Annotated in this window: 18 protein-coding genes; 13 read left to right on the top strand and 5 right to left on the bottom strand. The window is 65.9% G+C overall.

The window, feature by feature from the left end; translation table 11 throughout:
- Positions 1–71 precede the first annotated feature (71 nt).
- From ACTWQE_RS20245 to ACTWQE_RS20205, 9 genes are all read left to right on the top strand, one after another.
- Entirely contained in the window at positions 72–392 is a 321-nt protein-coding gene (locus ACTWQE_RS20245; RefSeq protein ID WP_443330399.1) for a WXG100 family type VII secretion target, read from the top strand.
- Positions 393–469: 77 nt separating this feature from the next.
- Positions 470–763 (top strand): WXG100 family type VII secretion target, encoded by a 294-nt coding sequence (locus ACTWQE_RS20240; RefSeq protein ID WP_443330398.1) that lies wholly within the window; start codon positions 470–472, stop codon positions 761–763.
- 140 nt (positions 764–903) lie between these two features.
- Complete coding sequence (gene mycP, locus ACTWQE_RS20235; protein ID WP_443330397.1) at positions 904–2,157, top strand: type VII secretion-associated serine protease mycosin; 1,254 nt, start codon at positions 904–906, stop codon at positions 2,155–2,157.
- Complete coding sequence (locus ACTWQE_RS20230) at positions 2,150–2,458, top strand: hypothetical protein (RefSeq protein ID WP_443330396.1); 309 nt, start codon at positions 2,150–2,152, stop codon at positions 2,456–2,458. Before mycP ends, ACTWQE_RS20230 begins: the two co-directional genes overlap by 8 nt.
- 53 nt (positions 2,459–2,511) lie before the next feature.
- On the top strand, positions 2,512–4,164 hold the full coding sequence (locus tag ACTWQE_RS20225) for a hypothetical protein (protein WP_443330395.1): 1,653 nt from the start codon (positions 2,512–2,514) through the stop codon (positions 4,162–4,164).
- Positions 4,165–4,255: 91 nt separating this feature from the next.
- Complete coding sequence (locus ACTWQE_RS20220) at positions 4,256–5,602, top strand: S8 family serine peptidase (protein ID WP_443330394.1); 1,347 nt, start codon at positions 4,256–4,258, stop codon at positions 5,600–5,602.
- 596 nt (positions 5,603–6,198) lie between these two features.
- A complete protein-coding gene (locus ACTWQE_RS20215; protein ID WP_443330393.1) occupies positions 6,199–6,516 on the top strand; it encodes a hypothetical protein in 318 nt (105 codons plus the stop codon).
- 221 nt (positions 6,517–6,737) lie between these two features.
- On the top strand, positions 6,738–8,048 hold the full coding sequence (locus ACTWQE_RS20210) for a hypothetical protein (protein WP_443330392.1): 1,311 nt from the start codon (positions 6,738–6,740) through the stop codon (positions 8,046–8,048).
- An 85-nt stretch (positions 8,049–8,133) separates the two neighbouring features.
- Entirely contained in the window at positions 8,134–9,450 is a 1,317-nt protein-coding gene (locus ACTWQE_RS20205) for a S8 family serine peptidase (RefSeq protein WP_443330391.1), read from the top strand.
- A 247-nt stretch (positions 9,451–9,697) separates the two neighbouring features.
- Here the strand turns inward: ACTWQE_RS20205 and ACTWQE_RS20200 are convergent, their stop codons facing one another.
- Complete coding sequence (locus tag ACTWQE_RS20200; protein ID WP_443330390.1) at positions 9,698–10,198, bottom strand: hypothetical protein; 501 nt, start codon at positions 10,196–10,198, stop codon at positions 9,698–9,700.
- 1,166 nt (positions 10,199–11,364) lie between these two features.
- On the opposite strand from ACTWQE_RS20200, the gene ACTWQE_RS20195 reads away from it, so the two are divergent.
- Together ACTWQE_RS20195 and ACTWQE_RS20190 are read left to right on the top strand one after the other, a co-directional pair.
- Positions 11,365–11,901 (top strand): hypothetical protein, encoded by a 537-nt coding sequence (locus tag ACTWQE_RS20195; RefSeq protein WP_443330389.1) that lies wholly within the window; start codon positions 11,365–11,367, stop codon positions 11,899–11,901.
- A 53-nt stretch (positions 11,902–11,954) separates the two neighbouring features.
- The gene (locus tag ACTWQE_RS20190; RefSeq protein ID WP_443330388.1) at positions 11,955–12,428 is read left to right on the top strand and encodes a hypothetical protein; all 474 of its coding nucleotides are present in this window, start codon (positions 11,955–11,957) and stop codon (positions 12,426–12,428) included.
- A gap of 268 nt (positions 12,429–12,696) precedes the next feature.
- Here ACTWQE_RS20190 and ACTWQE_RS20185 read toward each other — a convergent pair whose 3' ends face one another.
- The 3 genes from ACTWQE_RS20185 to ACTWQE_RS20175 all read right to left on the bottom strand — a co-directional run bounded on the left by ACTWQE_RS20185 (position 12,697) and on the right by ACTWQE_RS20175 (position 14,257).
- The gene (locus tag ACTWQE_RS20185) at positions 12,697–13,104 is read right to left on the bottom strand and encodes a hypothetical protein (protein WP_443330387.1); all 408 of its coding nucleotides are present in this window, start codon (positions 13,102–13,104) and stop codon (positions 12,697–12,699) included.
- 64 nt (positions 13,105–13,168) lie between these two features.
- Positions 13,169–13,912: a WXG100 family type VII secretion target gene (locus tag ACTWQE_RS20180; RefSeq protein WP_443330386.1), complete on the bottom strand. Its 744-nt coding sequence runs from the start codon at positions 13,910–13,912 to the stop codon at positions 13,169–13,171.
- A 30-nt stretch (positions 13,913–13,942) separates the two neighbouring features.
- Entirely contained in the window at positions 13,943–14,257 is a 315-nt protein-coding gene (locus ACTWQE_RS20175; protein ID WP_443330385.1) for a hypothetical protein, read from the bottom strand.
- A gap of 83 nt (positions 14,258–14,340) precedes the next feature.
- Between ACTWQE_RS20175 and ACTWQE_RS20170 the strand changes: the two genes are divergently transcribed.
- Positions 14,341–14,709, top strand: a complete 369-nt coding sequence (locus ACTWQE_RS20170) for a hypothetical protein (protein WP_443330384.1) — start codon at positions 14,341–14,343, stop codon at positions 14,707–14,709.
- A gap of 249 nt (positions 14,710–14,958) precedes the next feature.
- The gene (locus tag ACTWQE_RS20165) at positions 14,959–15,318 is read left to right on the top strand and encodes a hypothetical protein (protein WP_443330383.1); all 360 of its coding nucleotides are present in this window, start codon (positions 14,959–14,961) and stop codon (positions 15,316–15,318) included.
- 176 nt (positions 15,319–15,494) lie between these two features.
- Here the strand turns inward: ACTWQE_RS20165 and ACTWQE_RS20160 are convergent, their stop codons facing one another.
- Positions 15,495–16,823 carry an SUKH-4 family immunity protein gene (locus ACTWQE_RS20160; RefSeq protein ID WP_443330382.1) on the bottom strand — a complete coding sequence of 443 codons (1,329 nt, stop codon included), beginning with the start codon at positions 16,821–16,823 and terminating at the stop codon, positions 15,495–15,497.
- Between the last annotated feature and the right edge of the window lie 49 nt (positions 16,824–16,872).

Genomic DNA, 16,872 nt, shown 5'->3' with positions numbered 1-16,872 from the left:
GATGCCGACCGTACGAGAGCCTCCGCAAGCGCGTACGGGCGAGGTGCGAGTCTCATGGGGGACGTTGACTGATGGCTGGACAGTTCACTACGACCGAAGCAGAGATGGTCGCATTCAGCGGCCGTATCTCCACCGTCAGCAGCTCGATCCAGGGTGAGATCAAGCGTCTGCAGACGGTGGTCGACACGATCACCGGCGGTTGGCGGGGTGCTGCGGCCACCTCGTTCAACACCATGCAGACGCAGGTGAACGAGGACGCGACCAAGCTGAACCAGATCCTGATGGACATCAAGGAAGCGATCGACGAGACCACCAAGAACTACGTGGCCTCGGAAGAGGAGCAGCAGCAGATCGTGTCGCAGTCGGGCGCTTCGGCCTCTCCCTTCGGATGACCGTGCCGCGCCGCCTCCGCGGTGCGCACGCATCACTCTGAATCGACCCGATCTCATCTACTCCCCGAGGAGACACCATGTCCGGTGAAGTTCTCGTCAATTTTGCGACGATCTCGCAGGCCAGCTCTGACGTCCGTGGGACGGCAAGCAACATCAGGACCCAGCTCGACGACCTCGAGAGCGGCGTGAAGAAGATCGCCCAGAGCTGGCAGGGTGCCGCGCAAGAGGGCTACCAGCAGAAGCAGGCGGAGTGGGACAAGCGCGCCGCGTCCCTGCACGCCACCCTGGAGTCCATCGCGAAGGCCCTGGACACGGCGGCTCAGAACTACCAGAGCACCGAGCAGAAGAACGCCGGTATCTGGCATCAGTGACGACTGATGGGCTGAGCAGCCTCACCGGCTCGCACAGTGAGAGAGGGCGGGCGCGCTGCAATGGTGCGCTCGCCCTCATTTCCGTATTGACCCATGCACGTGCATACGTGCATATGTGCCGAGGAAAGAGCAGAACTCCCGTGGGATCTCGCGTCGTAGGACACCGGGCCGGACGCCGGCGGAACCCCGCAAGCGTCCTGGCGGCGGCACTGTGCGCCTTCGGCCTGTCCTGCGCCACCGCTGTGCCGGCGGCCGCGGATGACGGCGTGCCGCTGAACAGCGGCGAGTGCAATATGCCGTCCGACCCGATCAAGGGCACGCCCTGGTCGCTCCAGCGGCTGCTGTTCGACCAGATGTGGGCCGACACCAAAGGAGAGGGTGTCAAGGTCGCGGTCATCGACACCGGTGTCGACAACCAGAACATCCAGCTCCGGCGGGCGCTCGGCCGGGGCAAGGACGTCATAGCCAAGGGCAACGGCACCAACGACGACGTCGGCCACGGTACCAAGGTCGCCGGGATCATCGCCGCGCGTCCGGATGCCCGGACCGGCTTTGTGGGCATCGCCCCCGAAGCCACGATCATCCCCATCCGGCAGAACGACAACGAGAAGCACGGCACGGTCCCGAAGATGGTGTCCGCGATCGACTACGCGATCGCCCAGGACGTAAAGATCATCAATATCTCCCAGGGCACCAACACCAAGTTGCCGCCGGGCAGCAGTCTCGAGAAGGCGATCGAGCGGGCCAGGAACAACAACATCCTGGTGGTCGCGTCCGCAGGCAATGACGGGGCCAGCGGTGAGGCGAAGGACACGTACCCGGCTGCCTTCGACGGCGTCCTGGGCGTTGCCGCGTCCGACCGCAACAACGAGCGCGCGCCGTTCTCCCAGCCGGGCGAATTCGTCGATGTAGCGGCCCCCGGCGTGGACATGGTCTCCACGGTCCCGGGCGACGGCCACTGCGTCGACCAGGGCACGAGCTTCGCCGCCCCCTACGCGAGCGGCGTCGCCGCCCTGATCATGGCCAAGCACCCGGACTGGACGCCCACGCAGGTCATCTGGCACATGCAGAAGACCGCCGACCGGGTCAGGCCGGGCAAGGACATCAACGTCGGCTGGGGCGTGGTCGACCCCGTCGCGGCCCTGACCGACAACATCGAGCCGACGGCCGCGCCCTCTCCGGACACGAACCAGGGCGTCGCCAACGGGAACAGTGTCCACCCGGCGAAGCTCACGCTCGGCGAGACCCCGCAGGAACGGCGCGCACGCTACGGGGTTTACGTGTTCACCGGCGGACTGATCGCCCTCGCAGTGATCGTGGGTTCGGGCATCGCTATCCGCGACTGGCGCCGCAAGACTTCGCTCGACATCAACGGGGAGGCCATCAATGGCTAAGGAAGAGTACGGCGTTGATCTGGATGCGCTGGATCAGGTGGTGAAAGAGCTCCACACGGTCCTCAATCGTATGGGCGGCCCGAAGGGGAAGGCAAAGAACAACACCTACCTTCCGAACGGGGCTCTGGGTAACAACTTCGATGAGCAGAAGGATTTGCAGGCTGCGCATGAGAGCATGAAGCACTTCATCGAGAAGGATATCCTCGGGCTGATCGAAAAGCTTGTTGACGAATTCGGCAAGAAAACCAAGAAAGTCAAAGAAGCTTATGACGACGCTGAGGCCGATAACGCCATGAAGTAGCAGCACTCAGTAGATGGTCGATCAGCGAAGAGACGGAGCAGGGGGTCGGGGGCATGACGAAGCCAGGGTCGAGCGGTGCACACAGCGGTAGGTACGAGGAGACATCGCACTACACGGTCTTCAACGCGAAGCGGGGTAAAGAGCTCAAGGCGATGCTGGACGGAACCAGCGTATCGTCTGTGAAGGAAGTCGCCCGGCACTGGCAGGTGGTCCATGACGAACTCGTCGGGGAGGACGGGAACGGCGGAATCAAGAAGGATTTTGATGAAGCCGTGAAAAAGGTCATGAAGACCTGGCATGGTGAATCGGCCAACAAGTTCTTGCGGCAATCACAGAAGATCAGCGAGAACTTCAGGCGCGGTGCTCCGTACGCACAGGATGTCGCGAACGCGATGGGGCAGGCTGCCGACGATCTGCAGAAGGCGATTGACTCGATGGGGTCGATCGACTGGAGCCCTATGCGTGGGTCGGGGTCGGCCCAAGAGAATGCCGAGTTGGCGATTCAGAAACATATCGAGAAGGGGGGTGGACAGCTGAGCTATGAGTATGTCGCAGACCAGGAGGGGGACCCGGACGGTCTTCGGAGCATCATGATCATGGTTTCTCCAGGTGTCGCCCTCTTCACCGACGAAGGCAACCTGGAAGGGAAAATCAAGTCATACAATGGCGTTCAGGCAGACCTGGCCAGCGGTATGAGCACCGAGGCCGTCCTCAAGAAGTGGGACGATGTCCACGGGGATCTGGGCCTGCCCAAGTTCGTGAGGCAGGACCTCGAATCAGCGGTCGCCATGGAGAAGCTTGGGACTTCGTATGTGGCCCAGTCATCCAAGCTCGAGGTTCCCAAGGGTGCCAAAGACGATGAAATCCCCGAACGCCCGAATGGCGGTGGCGGCGGTGGCGGCGGCAATATCGGTGGCGGTGCCATTGGCGGTGGCATTGGCGGCATTGGCAAAGGCGGAGCCAAGATGCCTTCCGGAGGGAAGGGCATCGGCATAGGAGGCCGCGATCCCATCTCACTCAAGCCGCCCACCGGTACCGGGCGGCCAAGGCCAGGTTCCCAGATCGGCACAGGCTTGGACGGCGTAACGACCGGTCCCACCAAAGTGGGTTCGGGCGGTGGGCTCGGTGGCGGCAGTCTCGGTGTCGGCTCGAGTGGAGGCGGTGCCGGTGGGGGCGGAGTCGGCGCACTCGGCGGCGGTGGTTCCTTGCCCATCGGCGGAGCTGGAGGAATGGGCGGAGCGCGTACAGGCGCCACTGGTACCGGACGTACGGGAGCAGGGGGAGCCGGTAGAGGCGGAGTCGGCAGCGCCGGCACAGGAAAGAGCGGTACGGGCGCCGGGTCCGGCCGAGCTGGCCTGCCCGGCATGGCAGGCGGTGCAGGTGCCGGTGCAGGTGCCGGCCAGGGAGGTGGCACCGGTCGCGGCGGCAGCAGCATGGCTCGCCGGGCCGGTGGAACCGTCGGCAGCCCTGGCGGCAAATCTTCCAGCGGTGCGGCCCAGGGCGGTTCCGGTCTCCATCGCAGCCGCGGTGGCTCGGAAGCCGGTCAGTCCCGAGGCGGCCGTGGTGCGGGCATGGCAGGCGCGCCCGGCGCACATGGAGCGAATGGCGGGCGAGATGGTCAGGGCGGCCAGCGCCCTGACTACCTGACGGAGGAAGAAGAGACGTGGCTGCCGCAACGTAATGTGGCACCGCGGGTCATCGAGTAGTCACGACTGCCGAGTGACCAATCGGCGGAATCACGACAGGGCCCGCAGCCTTCGGGCTGCGGGCCCTGTTCGTTGGGAGAGGTGTTACAGCATGAGCTTCACACGAACGCTGCGTGCGGTGGGTGGCGCGGTGGTGACGGGAGCGCTGCTCTTCGGGACCGCGCCGGCCGCTTCGGCAGATCAGATCAGAGACGACCAATGGGCGTTGAAGGCCTTCGACGCCGAGGCGGTGTGGAAGGAGTCCACGGGCAAAGGCGTGACGGTCGCTGTTCTGGACCACAGTGTGCAGGGAGATCACCCTGATCTGAAGGGGAACGTGCTTCCCGGCAAGAAGATTGAGACTGAGGGGCAGGCAAACTTTCAGCTCAGAGAGAACCATGGTACGGCTATGGCGGCGCTCATCGCTGGTCACGGACATGGGCCTGGTGGTGCTGATGGCGTAAAGGGATTGGCGCCCGACGCGAAAATCCTTCCCGTTGACTTTTTCAAGGGAGACACTGAGTACGCTGTCCGCGACGGGTTCGCGCAAGGTCTGACCTATGCGGTTGATCAAGGTGCCACGGTGGTCAACGTGTCAATCGACCTGGGGGTGTTGAGTGACGACGACAAGAAGGCCATCGCATACGCTCTCAAAAAAGACGTCCTCCTTGTGGCCTCTGCAGGCAATGAGCGCGATGACGAGTTGGATGCACTCGCTGCGTACCCCGGAGTTGTGGGTGTTGGAGCGGTAGACAAGTACCTAGCGGTGTGGGAAGACTCCGATGCCGGACCTGAGCTAATGTTGACGGCACCGGGTGTGTACATCAGGTCTGCCGGAGCCAACAAGCCGTACCGACTGTCGAATGGCACGTCTGATGCTGCCGCGTATACATCAGGTGCGGCTGCCCTTCTACGGTCAAAGTATCCGGACCTCTCGGCCGGTCAGATTGCCAACCGCCTGGTGAAGACCGCGGGGCTGCCCGACGCGAAGAAGAGTCTCAAGCTTCCGGACCCCCATTACGGCTACGGATTCATCCGTCCGTACACCGCGCTGACGAAGGACATCCCGGCTGGCCCGAAGAACGGCCCGCTCAAGATGCCCAAACTGCCGTCCTCGGGGTCGAAGGCATCCGACGGCACAGACGGCAAGGCAACGAACAGCGGTGCCAAGGTGAAGAAGCCAAAGGCCGCCAAGAAAAACACGGGTGCCATCATCGGCATCGGAGTCGGCGTCCTTGCTCTCATCGCCATCGTCGCGGTCATCATCGTGCTGGTGAAGCGCAACAACCGCCGCAACGGCCCGCCGCCGGGCGGTCCTGGAGCCTACGGCGGCCCCGGCGGCTACGGCACTCCGAACGCCCCCGGCTTCCCGCCCCAACAGCCCAACCCGTACCAGCAGCAACCCGCTCCTCCCGGCTACTACCCGCCCGGCCCCCCGAACCAGCCGCCGGGCCAGTAGCCCGGCGTCCACCCGTACGACTCACTGCCTTCGGGGCCCGCGGAATGACATCAAAGTCCGATGCGCGGGCCCCGTTGGCTTGTCCGGACTCGAAGCATAGGGACGTACGGCCTCGAATGTCTCGCGCCAGAGCCGAGTTGGCAGGCTGTAGGAGCCCGGACTGTGCCAGCGACGGAGTTGAGCTGAGTCCCTCAAGGCCGTATCGGCATGGCTGCTCCAAGGGCGTTGTCACAAGCAGGGCTTCCCCTTCGCCCACCTTTGTGGCAAGAGCGCCATAAATCCGGTTGGAGGCAAGCGTTCGCGGTCTGCGGGGACACTCGACCGATGTGATCCGCTTGACGCCCTGCCCGATCGAAATGATCAGGCGTACCCGCCTAGAGTGGAAGTATCGTTCAGCGGACCCTGGTACCCCACGGGCAGCATCTTTCCCTCGCAACTACACTGAGCTTGCCAGGAGTCGATGCGGATGCTGGGCCCGCTGAGGGCGGCTCGCCGGCCGCATGCCCTCACGTGCGGGAGTGACGCTGGTCGGCTGCGGCGGCCAACACTACAGACAGGGTACGTGCAAAGTCAGATGGGCAACGGGGAGGCAGTGAATGGCTGAGCAGAAGCAGTACCGCGTCGACCTCAGCGAGCTGGACGGCGTCGTTAAGAGGCTCAGGGCCCTCGACAAGGACATGGACGAGCCGTGCTCCAAGGTGGGTTACGGCACGTCGATCTCGAAGACCGCCCTCGGGGTGAACTTCGGCGAGGCTGAAGACCTCACTTCCGCTCACGACGAGATGCAGACGTACATGGATCAAACGCTCAAGAAGCTGCAGGAGTTCATCCGTGACTTCGGGCTGAAGGCGCACACGGTTCACGGTGCCTACGACGACGCGGAGCACGACACCCAGAAGTCGATGGGTGGCTGAGGAGAGCATGAGCAGGCGGCTGGCTGGCAAGCCAATGGCAGAACAGGGGGAGAACCGTGGCTGATGCTGCTGGTGAGTACAGGGCGGCACAGGAGTACGACAAGGCCAATGACAAGCGGGAGCGCGACCGGAAGCTGAAGGAACTCCAGCCGGACGGGAAGCGGAAGATCCCTGTCTCGTCCTCGGACTTCCATCATCACGGTCTCGAGGCGCTCAAAGCGATGATCGAGAACGCCGACCCTGACCAGGTGGACAGGGCTGGCGATCATTGGCGAGCTGCTGCCGACCAACTCGGAGGACTCGACGGAAGCGGCGGCATCCGTAAGGCGTTCAAGGACGCGATCGATCACGCCTTGGCTCACTGGGAAGGACCCGCGTCGAAGAACTTCCTCGAGGCGGCCAACGATGTCCTGAGGAAGATCGACCGCAGCTACCGTCACGCGCGCAACGCAGAGATGGCGATGATCGGCACGCGCGAGACCGGCAGGGATGTCGGTATCGCTGCGAATCTCCGCAAGGCCCAAGAGACGATGAAGTCGATTCATCAGCCGGACACCACGGACAGGGTCAAGGACAAGGCCAGTGATGGATCTCGCGACGATGCGCAGTTCCACCGGGACATGGCCAACCCCAACATTGATGCCCGGACGGCACTGGAGCTCAACCGAGAGAATCTCTCGCTGAGCAAGGAGCGCCAGGTCGAAGCGGTCATTGTGATGGAAGAGCTGGCCTGGAACTACAAGCAGCAGTCGAACGGCATGAGGCCCGGCGTCGACAGGGGGGGCGACTGGCCGTCAGAGCCCAATGATCAGACTCCGCCTTCGCCAGTGGTTATGCCCACTATCGGCGGTGACATGAGCCCGAAGAGCTCGGCACCGTCCTCCGGCGCCAAGGGCAGCGGCATCGGCACTCTCAACCCCGCGACCGGACCTCGTGCCAAGGGTATCTCCGGGGGCATCGGAAGCACCGCACCGAAGCAGGGATCTCAGGTCGGTACCGGGCTCAACGGCGTCTCCGGCGGACTCGGTGCGGGCGGTGGCCGTGGTGGCGTCGGCCTGGGCGGCAGTACCGGTGCGGGCGCAGGTGGCGTCGGTGGCGGCTCTGGGACCTCGGGCATGCCCGGCCTTCCGGGAGCCGTGGCGGGTGGGGCAGCTCGCGGCGTTGCCGGCGCGGGCGCCCGGGGAGGACGTGCCGGTATGCCAGGTACGGGCGGTGCTCCCGGTGCCGGGGCGCGCACAGGCGGAGCAAAAGGCGCTGGGCGTGGCGGTGGTCTGGCTCGTCAGCGTGGTGGCGTCGTGGGCGCGGCAAAGGGCGCCGGCGCCGGAGCGCAGGGCGGGTCGGGTCTGCACCGCAGCCGTGGTGGAACTCAGGCGGGCAAGAAGGCCGGTCCTGCAGGTATGGCGGGTGCACCCGGCGCTCGCGGTGGCAAGGCGAACGAGGAGAAGGAGCGCGGTCAGCGTCCCGACTACCTGGTCGAGGACGAAGAGACCTGGACGCCGGAGCGCAATGTGACTCCGAAGGTCATCGAGTAGTCGCTTGACGTACGGCGGAATGTAGCAAGGTGTGGGGGCGTAGCCGGTCGGCTGCGCCCCCACACTCCTGAGAGAGGACAGAGGAATGGGCCACACACGGACGCTGCGGACAGTCAGCGGTGCGCTGCTGGCGAGCACGGTGCTCCTCAGTACTGGTGGGACGGCCGTCGCCGATGAGCCGCGCGACGCCCAATGGCCACTTAAGGCATTCATTGCCGATGACATCTGGAAGATGTCGAAGGGCCGGGGTGTCACAGTTGCGGTGATCGATTCTGGATTCCGTGAATCTCATCAGGACATCAAGAAAAACATGCTTCCCGGGAAGAGTTTCGGTGACGGGGAGAAGAACGGCAGTATTCGCCTCGATCCGGGCGAAGACCTGCGTGATCACGGTACAGCGATGTCGAGCCTGATCGCAGGACATGGTCACGGGCCTGGCAAGTCCAACGGGATCATGGGGTTGGCGCCTGAGTCGAAGATTTTGCCGCTGTCCGTCGAACTCTCAGATTCCAATGAAGGCCAGTTTGAGGCCGAAGCGATTCGGTACGCTGTTGATAACGGCGCGAAGGTCATCAACATGTCCTACGTGCGAGCGCAGGACAGTCGGGTTCAGGGAGCTATTGACTATGCGGTTGATCACGATGTCGTGCTGGTTGCGGGAGTGGGGAACGACGGAATTGCGAGGAAGTGGTACCCCGCAACCTATCCTGGCGTAATTGGGGTTGGGGCAGTTGACAAGTTCGGGAAAGTCTGGGAGGACAGCAACTACAACTCGTCTGTAGATCTTCTGGCGCCCGGAGTTAGGATTCCATCAGCTGGTGGAAAGGGCGACGCGGCGTATCGCATGGCGGATGGCACCTCAGATGGCACGGCTTACGCATCAGCCGCAGCTGCACTCGTCCGTGCTAGGTACCCCAACTTGTCCGCTGGCCAGGTTGCCAATCGCCTCGTCAAGTCGACTGGCCTTCCGGATGACTTGAAGAATGCCAAGCTCCCAGACGAGCATTACGGCTACGGCTACATCCAGCCCAGGGCTGCCCTGTCGCGAGACATTCCCGCCGGCGCAAAGGAAGGACCGCTTCCGATGCCCAAAGCATCGGATTCAGCCTCCACGGCATCGGGGAAGGACGACTCCTCGTCTTCCGCTTCATCCAGGTTCGGTGGTTCCGAACTCGCCCTCGTGGGTATCGGTGCCGCAGCCATCGTCGGCGTAGCAGTGCTGCTCGTCGTGCGCTCCAAGCGCCGTGGCCGGGACAACGAATACGGCCCGGCAGGGGCACAGCAGTTCCCGACATACCCAGGACAGCAGGCCCCCGGCCAGGCTCCGATGCCAGGCAGCCCGTACCAGAACTCGCCCCAGCAGCCCACCCAGACGCCGCCCGGACAGTGGCCCAACCAGTGACCGCGTAAGGAGAGCACGCACGCCAAGGAGCCAGGCCGTCATGGCTCGGACCATGGGAATCCGCCCTGCGGGACTTCATGAGCACGGGGGGTGCCAGGAGCAGTGCAGCTTGGACCAGTGCATAGCCGAGACACCGGCTGAGGCGGGGCTCTCCGCGAAGCGCCCGCCAGCACTGCTGACGGGCGCTTCTCATGGCGTTCTCTGCGACGCTGGACGCCGTAGTCTCGCCCACGGATTACTGGAAGGGTCAGTCGGCGGAGCCGCTGCGCATGGCCTTGCGCAAGTCGCTTGCCTGCTGTGCCAGCCTCTTGACATCGACCTTCTTCAGGGAGGGCGAGGCTGCGTCCCCCAATCCGAGCACATCGCCGACCGAGGTACGGTCGGCCCAGACGCACAGGGGCACGTAGACGCCGCCGCCCTTGGTGACCCCGCAGCGCAGTACGGCCCCTTCGGAAGCGGGGCCCTGGAGGTCGAAGTCCTTTGGTTCGACGGCCATCTGGTTGGGGCTGAATGCCGCCTCCACGCGCTGTGCGGGGTCGGATACCTTCCCCGCTCCTGTGTGGACTCCCAGGATGACCGCGCGGTTGGTCTTCGGGTGGTAGACCGAGTCGACCTGGGCCAGGCCCGTGAACTCCGGGTACGAGGAGGGGTTCCGCTTCTCCGGCGGGAACATCTGCTCCGTGGCCTTGGCGTCATAGCTGAGATCGGCGGGCGTCGACTTCACCACCTTGGGGGTGCTCAGCTTCAAGCCCGCGGGCCTGTTCTGCCCTTGCGCATCCCCCTCCCCTTGCCCCTGTCCGTGCCCTTGCTCTTGTCGGTGTTCCTGCTCCTGCTTCGTCCTCTGCCCGTGCGCAGCGTCGTCGTTGCCTCTGTCATCGAGCATCGACCATGCCAGGAAGCCACCGCCGGCGAGGACCGCCACCACGACGAGGACGACGGTCAGGATCAACCCGGTTCGGCGCTCGGGAGGACCGGGCGGCTGCGGAGCGAAGCTCGGGCCCCAATAACCCGGCAACCCGCCGTGAGCCGTCGGGCCGTTCTGTGGCGGCGCGGGCATGGGGGGAAAGGGCGGTTGAGGGGCGCCGAAGCCGGGCTGTGGCATCTGCGGCGGCTGGTTGGTCACGGTTGTCGGGATCCCTTACATCATCGGTTGCGGGAGCGAGCACCGACATCCTTGCGCAGCCCACCGACCAGCCCGCCACCCGGGTGACAACTGCCTCACTCCCGGAGCGCAGGGTGTTGGTCCTTCCCCTCCCTGCGCGGTGCACTTCTGAGGAATTTCCAAAGAAGGGGACTGCGGACCCGCCACGGTTCTGTATGCGCCGTCCTCAGTCCGACTTGACGCTGTCGTCGATGCCGACCGGGAAGCCTGTAGGAGCAGATTGGGGGACCCGCGGAGGCGGCACTGCCGCGTGGTGAACTCCGGCGGCCGCCCTCGGCGGCACATGTGAACTGGGTTTTGTGAACGGACCCTGGGTGACGGTGGCCCTGCAGGGCAGCGGGTGGAGTCGGTTCGCGAACGCGTTCCCGTTCAGGCTTCGGCACAGCGATCCGCGTCCGTGAGCGCTGGCGGAGCGCGGTGCCTGTGCCGGGCTTGATCCTGGCCTACGCCGTGGTTACCCAGAGGTGACGTATATGGCCTGTAGAACGGCGCGTTGACGGGACAGTTTGAGTGAGGCTCATACAGACAAGCCTTTCGGGGCGTGACTTCCGCGACGGTAGGTTCGCGAGGGGGGAATTCGGGTGAGTGTGCGGTCTCTCCTACGGGGTGTGCTCGTCCAAGAGTTGAAGAGGCGAGCCGCTCAGGTGCTGCCAGCAGATGAGCGGTTGCTGGACAGCCAGTTGGTGTGGCCGGGCCGACGCCTTCCGACGCCCCGGCGTGGGCGTCGTCCGCAAGTCCTGCGCGGGGTACGGATGCCCGGCGACCGGTGGGAAGGGGCGAAAAAACGGTTCTGGGCCGTCTTCTTTCTCGCTTTCTTCTGGGAGAATCTGGGTGGATTCGACTGGCTCTTCGAGTGGGAGCGCAAGAAGGGCAAGCCGCTGAAGGGCGGGTGGAACAGCCTCGCGGGACAGTTCGCGGCAGCTCTTTACCCTCGTTCGAAGACGACGGGGGTTGTGCAGGTGGTACAGCTGACCGATCAGCGGCTGCGGATCACGTATGTCCAGCGGGGCCGCCGGCGCGGCGATGTGGGCACGAGCGAGCCGGGCTGGAATGCAGATGTCCAGCAAGTGGCCTGGCTGCGCGACCGCAGCGATGTCTCGCCCGGTAACCACGAGATCGGATTCGTGGACGGCTCCTGGGTCAGGGTGTACTTCTCGGAGCCGGGATCGGGATCGTTCGTCGGGTCTGTCCGCGGCGGCCTGCTCCCACCGAATCCGTTCCCTGGGGAACGCGTTGAGCGCACTCCCGCTGCCCCGCCAGCCGGTGACCCAGGTGTCTGTGCAGGCTGACTGAGCCGGAGTCCGGGACCGCGTGCGGTCACCGTATGGATACGCTTCCGGACATGACCTCAACCGGCAAGGAAGAACTCGACCGCGAGCAGCTCGAGTCGCAGGAGCAGACCACGGCGTCCGAGGAGCAGAGGCGGGAGACGTTCGAGCGGCAGACCGCGGCGCATGAAGAGGAGCGGGAGACCGAGGAGCAGCGGGAGAGGTCCGAGGAGCAGAGGCGGGAGACGTCCGGGGAGCAGTGGGAGACCCACGAGGAGCGGCAGCGGCGTTCACCGAGCCCTCGACAGGCACGCCGCATACGCATGTTCGTGGCCGCGTTCTTCATGGCTGCGGCTGCGATCGTCCTGGTCGTGCGGTTGAGCGAGCAGAGCTCGGTTCTGACTCTGGGCGTCTACGGGGCAGCGCTCATCCTCTGCGGCGTCGTCATCGAGCTGAGCCGCCGGGGAAGGACCAGGCTCGGCATGTGGCTGCTGGTGGCCGGGCTCGCTGCCGTCGCCGTCGCCGACCAGCTGCTGCGAGCGGGCTGAGGCGCGACGCGTACCGCCGGCAGCGGACATCGGGGATGGTGCCAGGGACCGTAACGCCCGCACTCCCTGGCCCCGGACTCCAGGCCCCCGGCCATGGACTGCCCGGCCCCGGACGCCGAACTCCCGGCCCCCGCCCCCGGACACCGGGCCCAGGCCCCCCGGCCATGGACTGCGCCCGGCCCGGGCGCCGAACTCCCCGGCCCCGGGCGGCCAGGCCTCGGACAGCGTTTCTGCGCAGTATTCAGACCGCAGCGGCCCTCCGCGCTCCCTATGGCTTCCAGTCGTGACCGCTGTGCCGCGGCGGGCGTCCCCGGGAGCCGCCCTCCCGCTCCCGCTGCTCCCGCCGCTCCTCCTCGATCTCCTCACGCTGGGCGTCCAGGAAGCGCTGTGCCTCCTCTTTCTGCCGTTCCAGCTCGTCCGGCGGCAGTTGTTCGTACGCCTGGCGCGCCTGAGCCACCCGCTCGCCGAGCGCGTCCGCGTACGAGCCGACCCGCAGCGCATCGCGCAGACCGACCCGGCCCGCGAGCACCTCGCGCGCCATTTCCTGCAGCACCCCTCCCGCCTGCTCGCTGCCGGCCAGCTTCTGCAGGCTCTTGCGCAGTGCGCGGGCGCGTACTTCGTCGCCGCCGGTGATGCTGGTGAGGTCGGCGTCGCCGATCTGTCGCTCGTCGCTCATGGAGGCCGTTTCCCTATCTCAACTCATTGCGGGGCGCTGGTAGCGGAGCGCCGGGTCGCGGTGACTAGACGGCTCGGTGGTCGTAAGCGCCGCCGGGGACCGGGAAGTTGTTGAACGTGCCGTGGATCGTGGCCCCGATCGTCTCGACGACCCCCACGGCGCCGTTGACCATGCCCTGGGCATTGCCGAAGGCGGAGGTCGCCTGCCCCCATAGCTTGAGAATGTTGGCTATCTCGAGTGCAGCCAGGCCGTAGCCCACCGCCGCACCCACACCTGTCCAGGAGAGCAGGGTCCCGGCCGCCATTTCGATGCCGACGATGATGAGGCCGTCGATGATGCCACTGATGTAGCCCTTGATGGCCTCAGCTGTCGAGTACGCGGCGTGGGCGAGGTGTTTGTAGGTCTCGGCAAGGGAGTCGTACGACTCCTTCTGGCCGCTGAGCTTCTTCGCCAGCTCGTCGAAATAGACGTACGCGGAATCGGCGGCGTTGCCGTTCCATGTGGAATCGAGCGAGGAGTTCCCGGACTTGAGATTGTCCGCCACCGCTTCACAGGCCTTGCCGATGTTCTCCCAGAGTTCCGCACACTTGACAAAGGACTCCCAGTCGCCTGAGAACCACTGGATCACCTCGTCGAGGGGGTTGAAGCCGAAGATCATATTGTAAGCTTCGGTGATCCAATAGGTGGGGCTCATCAGGTCGCTGGCATCGTTGAAGGTGTCCAGCAGGAAGCCCTGCGAAAACTCCTCGGGGGGCTTCGGGGGAGTGAGGAACTTCGTCGGCTCTGCGGTGTCTGCGAATCCGGACATCGTCGAATCTCTCGTGCTCGGCGGCTGCTGTCAGCGCTTGGTCGCGGGGTACGTCGCGTCCACCTTGGCCGCGTTTTCCTCATCGGTGGCGCGGTAGTACTTCGCAGACGCGGCCATTTCTCCGCCCGAACTCCGCACGATCTCCTGGGTCTTCATCAGTGTGGCGGTGACCTGCTGAACAGTCGCCGTGTGCGTGGTGAGGAACAGGTTGAGCAGGCCCTCATTGGAGACGCCGATGTCGCTGTGCTCCCCGCAGTAGCGTTTGGCCTGCTCCAGATCCTCCGCGGCCCGCCCGATCTGCTTGGCGTACGCCTCCAGATCGGTGGGCTGTACGTCGAAACCCATGAAACCCCCGAATACCGCTGATTTCGTCCTTCGTGCCCCCGGGGCGCTTTCGCCTGCCCGAGGCGGTGGGTACCTTACAGGGCGTGTGGAACAACAGGAATGACAACGTCCGTTCTGATCTTGACCGCTCGCGCCCCAACAGTCCGCTGGGTGGGAGTGCCGACCCCGAACTCACCGAGCGCATCTGGACCCAGGGCTTCGGGCTGGCCATGCTGCTCACGGTCATGGTCGGCGGCGGCTGTCTGGCCCTGCTGGCGATCGGTTTTACCGCTGACCCGTCGAGGTACAGCGTCGCGGCACGGGTGGTGGCGGGTATCGGTGTTCCGCTCACGGTCGCGGCCGGTGTCCTCGTCGTACGCGCCAGGCGCAACCGCAGCCTGCCGTGGCTGGTGGGCGCGGTTGCCGTGGAGCTGGCCTGGGCGGCCGTACTGGTGCTGACCGTACGGGGCTGAGGGACGGCACGACGGTCGGGCGCGATCGCAAGCCCGCGTACAGGTGCGTGCCACGACCTCCGCGTACCTGCTACGACCCCGCGTGGGGAGCGTGCCACGACCCCGCGTACGTGCCATGACCCCGCGTCACGCGTGCGTGCCATGACCCTGCGTAACGGGTGTGTGCGCGGAGGGCCGTACGTCCGGCGGGAGTAGCGGGACTCCTGCCGCCGGGTCGCGGTACCGGGGCTCCCGTTATGCTGTCGGCCCATGGCTGCTCCCGGCAACGACGAATTCGAGCGCAAGCAGAACTTCTCCCTCCAGTGGGCGACATCGACTCCGCGGGAGCGGAGGGCCATGCTGCGCGAGCAAAGGGAGCAGACCGCACCACAGAGCACTCGTCGCTCGTACGTCCTCGTGGGCGTGTTCCTCATGACCGCCGCGATCGCCGGGCTGGTGAAGGCCGTCGCTGCGAAGGAACCGGTCTCCACCATCGTTCTGTTCGCGGTGGCGATCCTCTTCTGCGGGGCCATGGCCGAACTGAGCCGTCGAGGCCGGACCAGGATCGGTTTCTCCGTGCTGGTCGTCGGCATGATCGGCGCCAGTCTTGCCGAGACGTTCCAACGCTGACCGGCTGCCGGGCGTGTTCGGAACGCTGGTTCCGGAACCGACCCGGAAGGCTCGTAACGGCTCGGAACGCCGATGGCCTTCCTTCCCGGACCGCGAAAGTCAGGGAAGAAAGGCCATCGTTCGCATCGGACGCCACGGCTGAGCGGAGGTGGTGAGCGAGGCCCCGGGAGAGCCGGTCAGAAGAGTCCGTGCCACATCTGCTCGACGATCACGGCCCACCAGTGGTCCGGCTCCTCCAGCGCCGAGGCGTCGAGGGCGGTCAGCTGCTCCTGGAACTCCGCGACTGCCGCGCCGGCCGCGACCGGGTCCATACCCTGCATCCGCTCCCGGACCGTGGCGAGCAACGCGAGGGAGCGAACGAACGCGGCGAGCGACCCGTTGATGTACCGGCCCCCGCCCGAGGTCGGCTGGACCGCCCGGACCGCGCCGGTGAGATGGGCGGCATCGTCCGGTGCGGTGCACTGGACAGTGATCGCGTACAGCCCGTCCGAGCCGATCCGGACGTGTCCCGCGAGGGTGTCGAGCACGCCCTCCGAGGCTTCGGTCCCGCGCTCGCGCAGGTGGGTCGCGGCGTCCGTGAACAGGCCGCCGGCCGGGGGAGCGTCGGGCCGGTCGGCCGTGAAGAAGAGCGGTACGTCCGCGGGGAGACCAGCCCAGGTGAGCGTCGCCTTCGCTGCCTCCGGCAGCGGCGTCTGCGCCACGTCGTCGGCGTCGTAGCGCCGTACGCCGTCCGTGCCGAAGACCTCGGCAAGGTGGCGGCCCAAGGCGACATCACGCAGGGGCTCGGCGGGCGTCACGTTCGCGGGGACCGGGACGCGGTGCGGGGCCGGCGGCGGCTCCTGGCCGGCGATCCGGTGCATCATCTCGACGTGCTGGAGCAGCGCGTCGATGGCCTCGGCGCGCTCCTCGGGACGCAGACCGTAGTTCTGCGTGCAGGAGAACTGTGCGTTGGGGAAGGCGCTCCGGAGCAGCTCGCCGGGGTAGCCGCCGGGGAGCATGCTGGAGCTGAGATCGGTGTGGACGGCGAGCACGTTCTGCGCGGGAACGCCCATCCGCTGGAGCTCCGCCACCCCCTGGTACTCGGAGTGCGGCAGGCCCGGTCCCGAGTTGCGGAAGAGGCTGGTCTCCTCGCCGTTCGACGGATCGACGTACGTGAAGACGGCGGTGTTGCCGGGACCGGTGACCGGGCGGGCGCCCGAGGCGTCGCCTCCGCCCGCGCCCCCGCCGTGCTTCTGCTGGTACATCCGTACGACCTCCTCGGCCGGCACGGACGGCCAGACGGTGAGCTCACCGGTGCGGCGGTCGACGACACCGCAGGCGTTCCCGATATCGGCGGGCGGCCGTCGCCGGCCGGTCACCGGGTCACGCTCGGGCGGCGGGGGCACGGCCCACACCACCCAGCCGAGGTCGAACTCGTGCGTGGCCACCTGGCGCTGCGGAGCCTGCGCGCCGTGCGGGTTGAGCCAACGGTCGGCGATGGCGATTGCCTGCGCCTGGCTGATCACGAGAAGACTCCTTCAGGACTGACGTGGCCGGCATCGGTGTCGATGGGAA

This window comes from Streptomyces sp. 8N706 (assembly GCF_052245415.1).
In the GTDB taxonomy this organism is placed as follows: Bacteria; Actinomycetota; Actinomycetes; order Streptomycetales; family Streptomycetaceae; genus Streptomyces.
The sequence above is the reverse complement of the archived record's forward strand: the minus strand, read 5'-3'. Positions and strand labels throughout refer to the sequence as shown.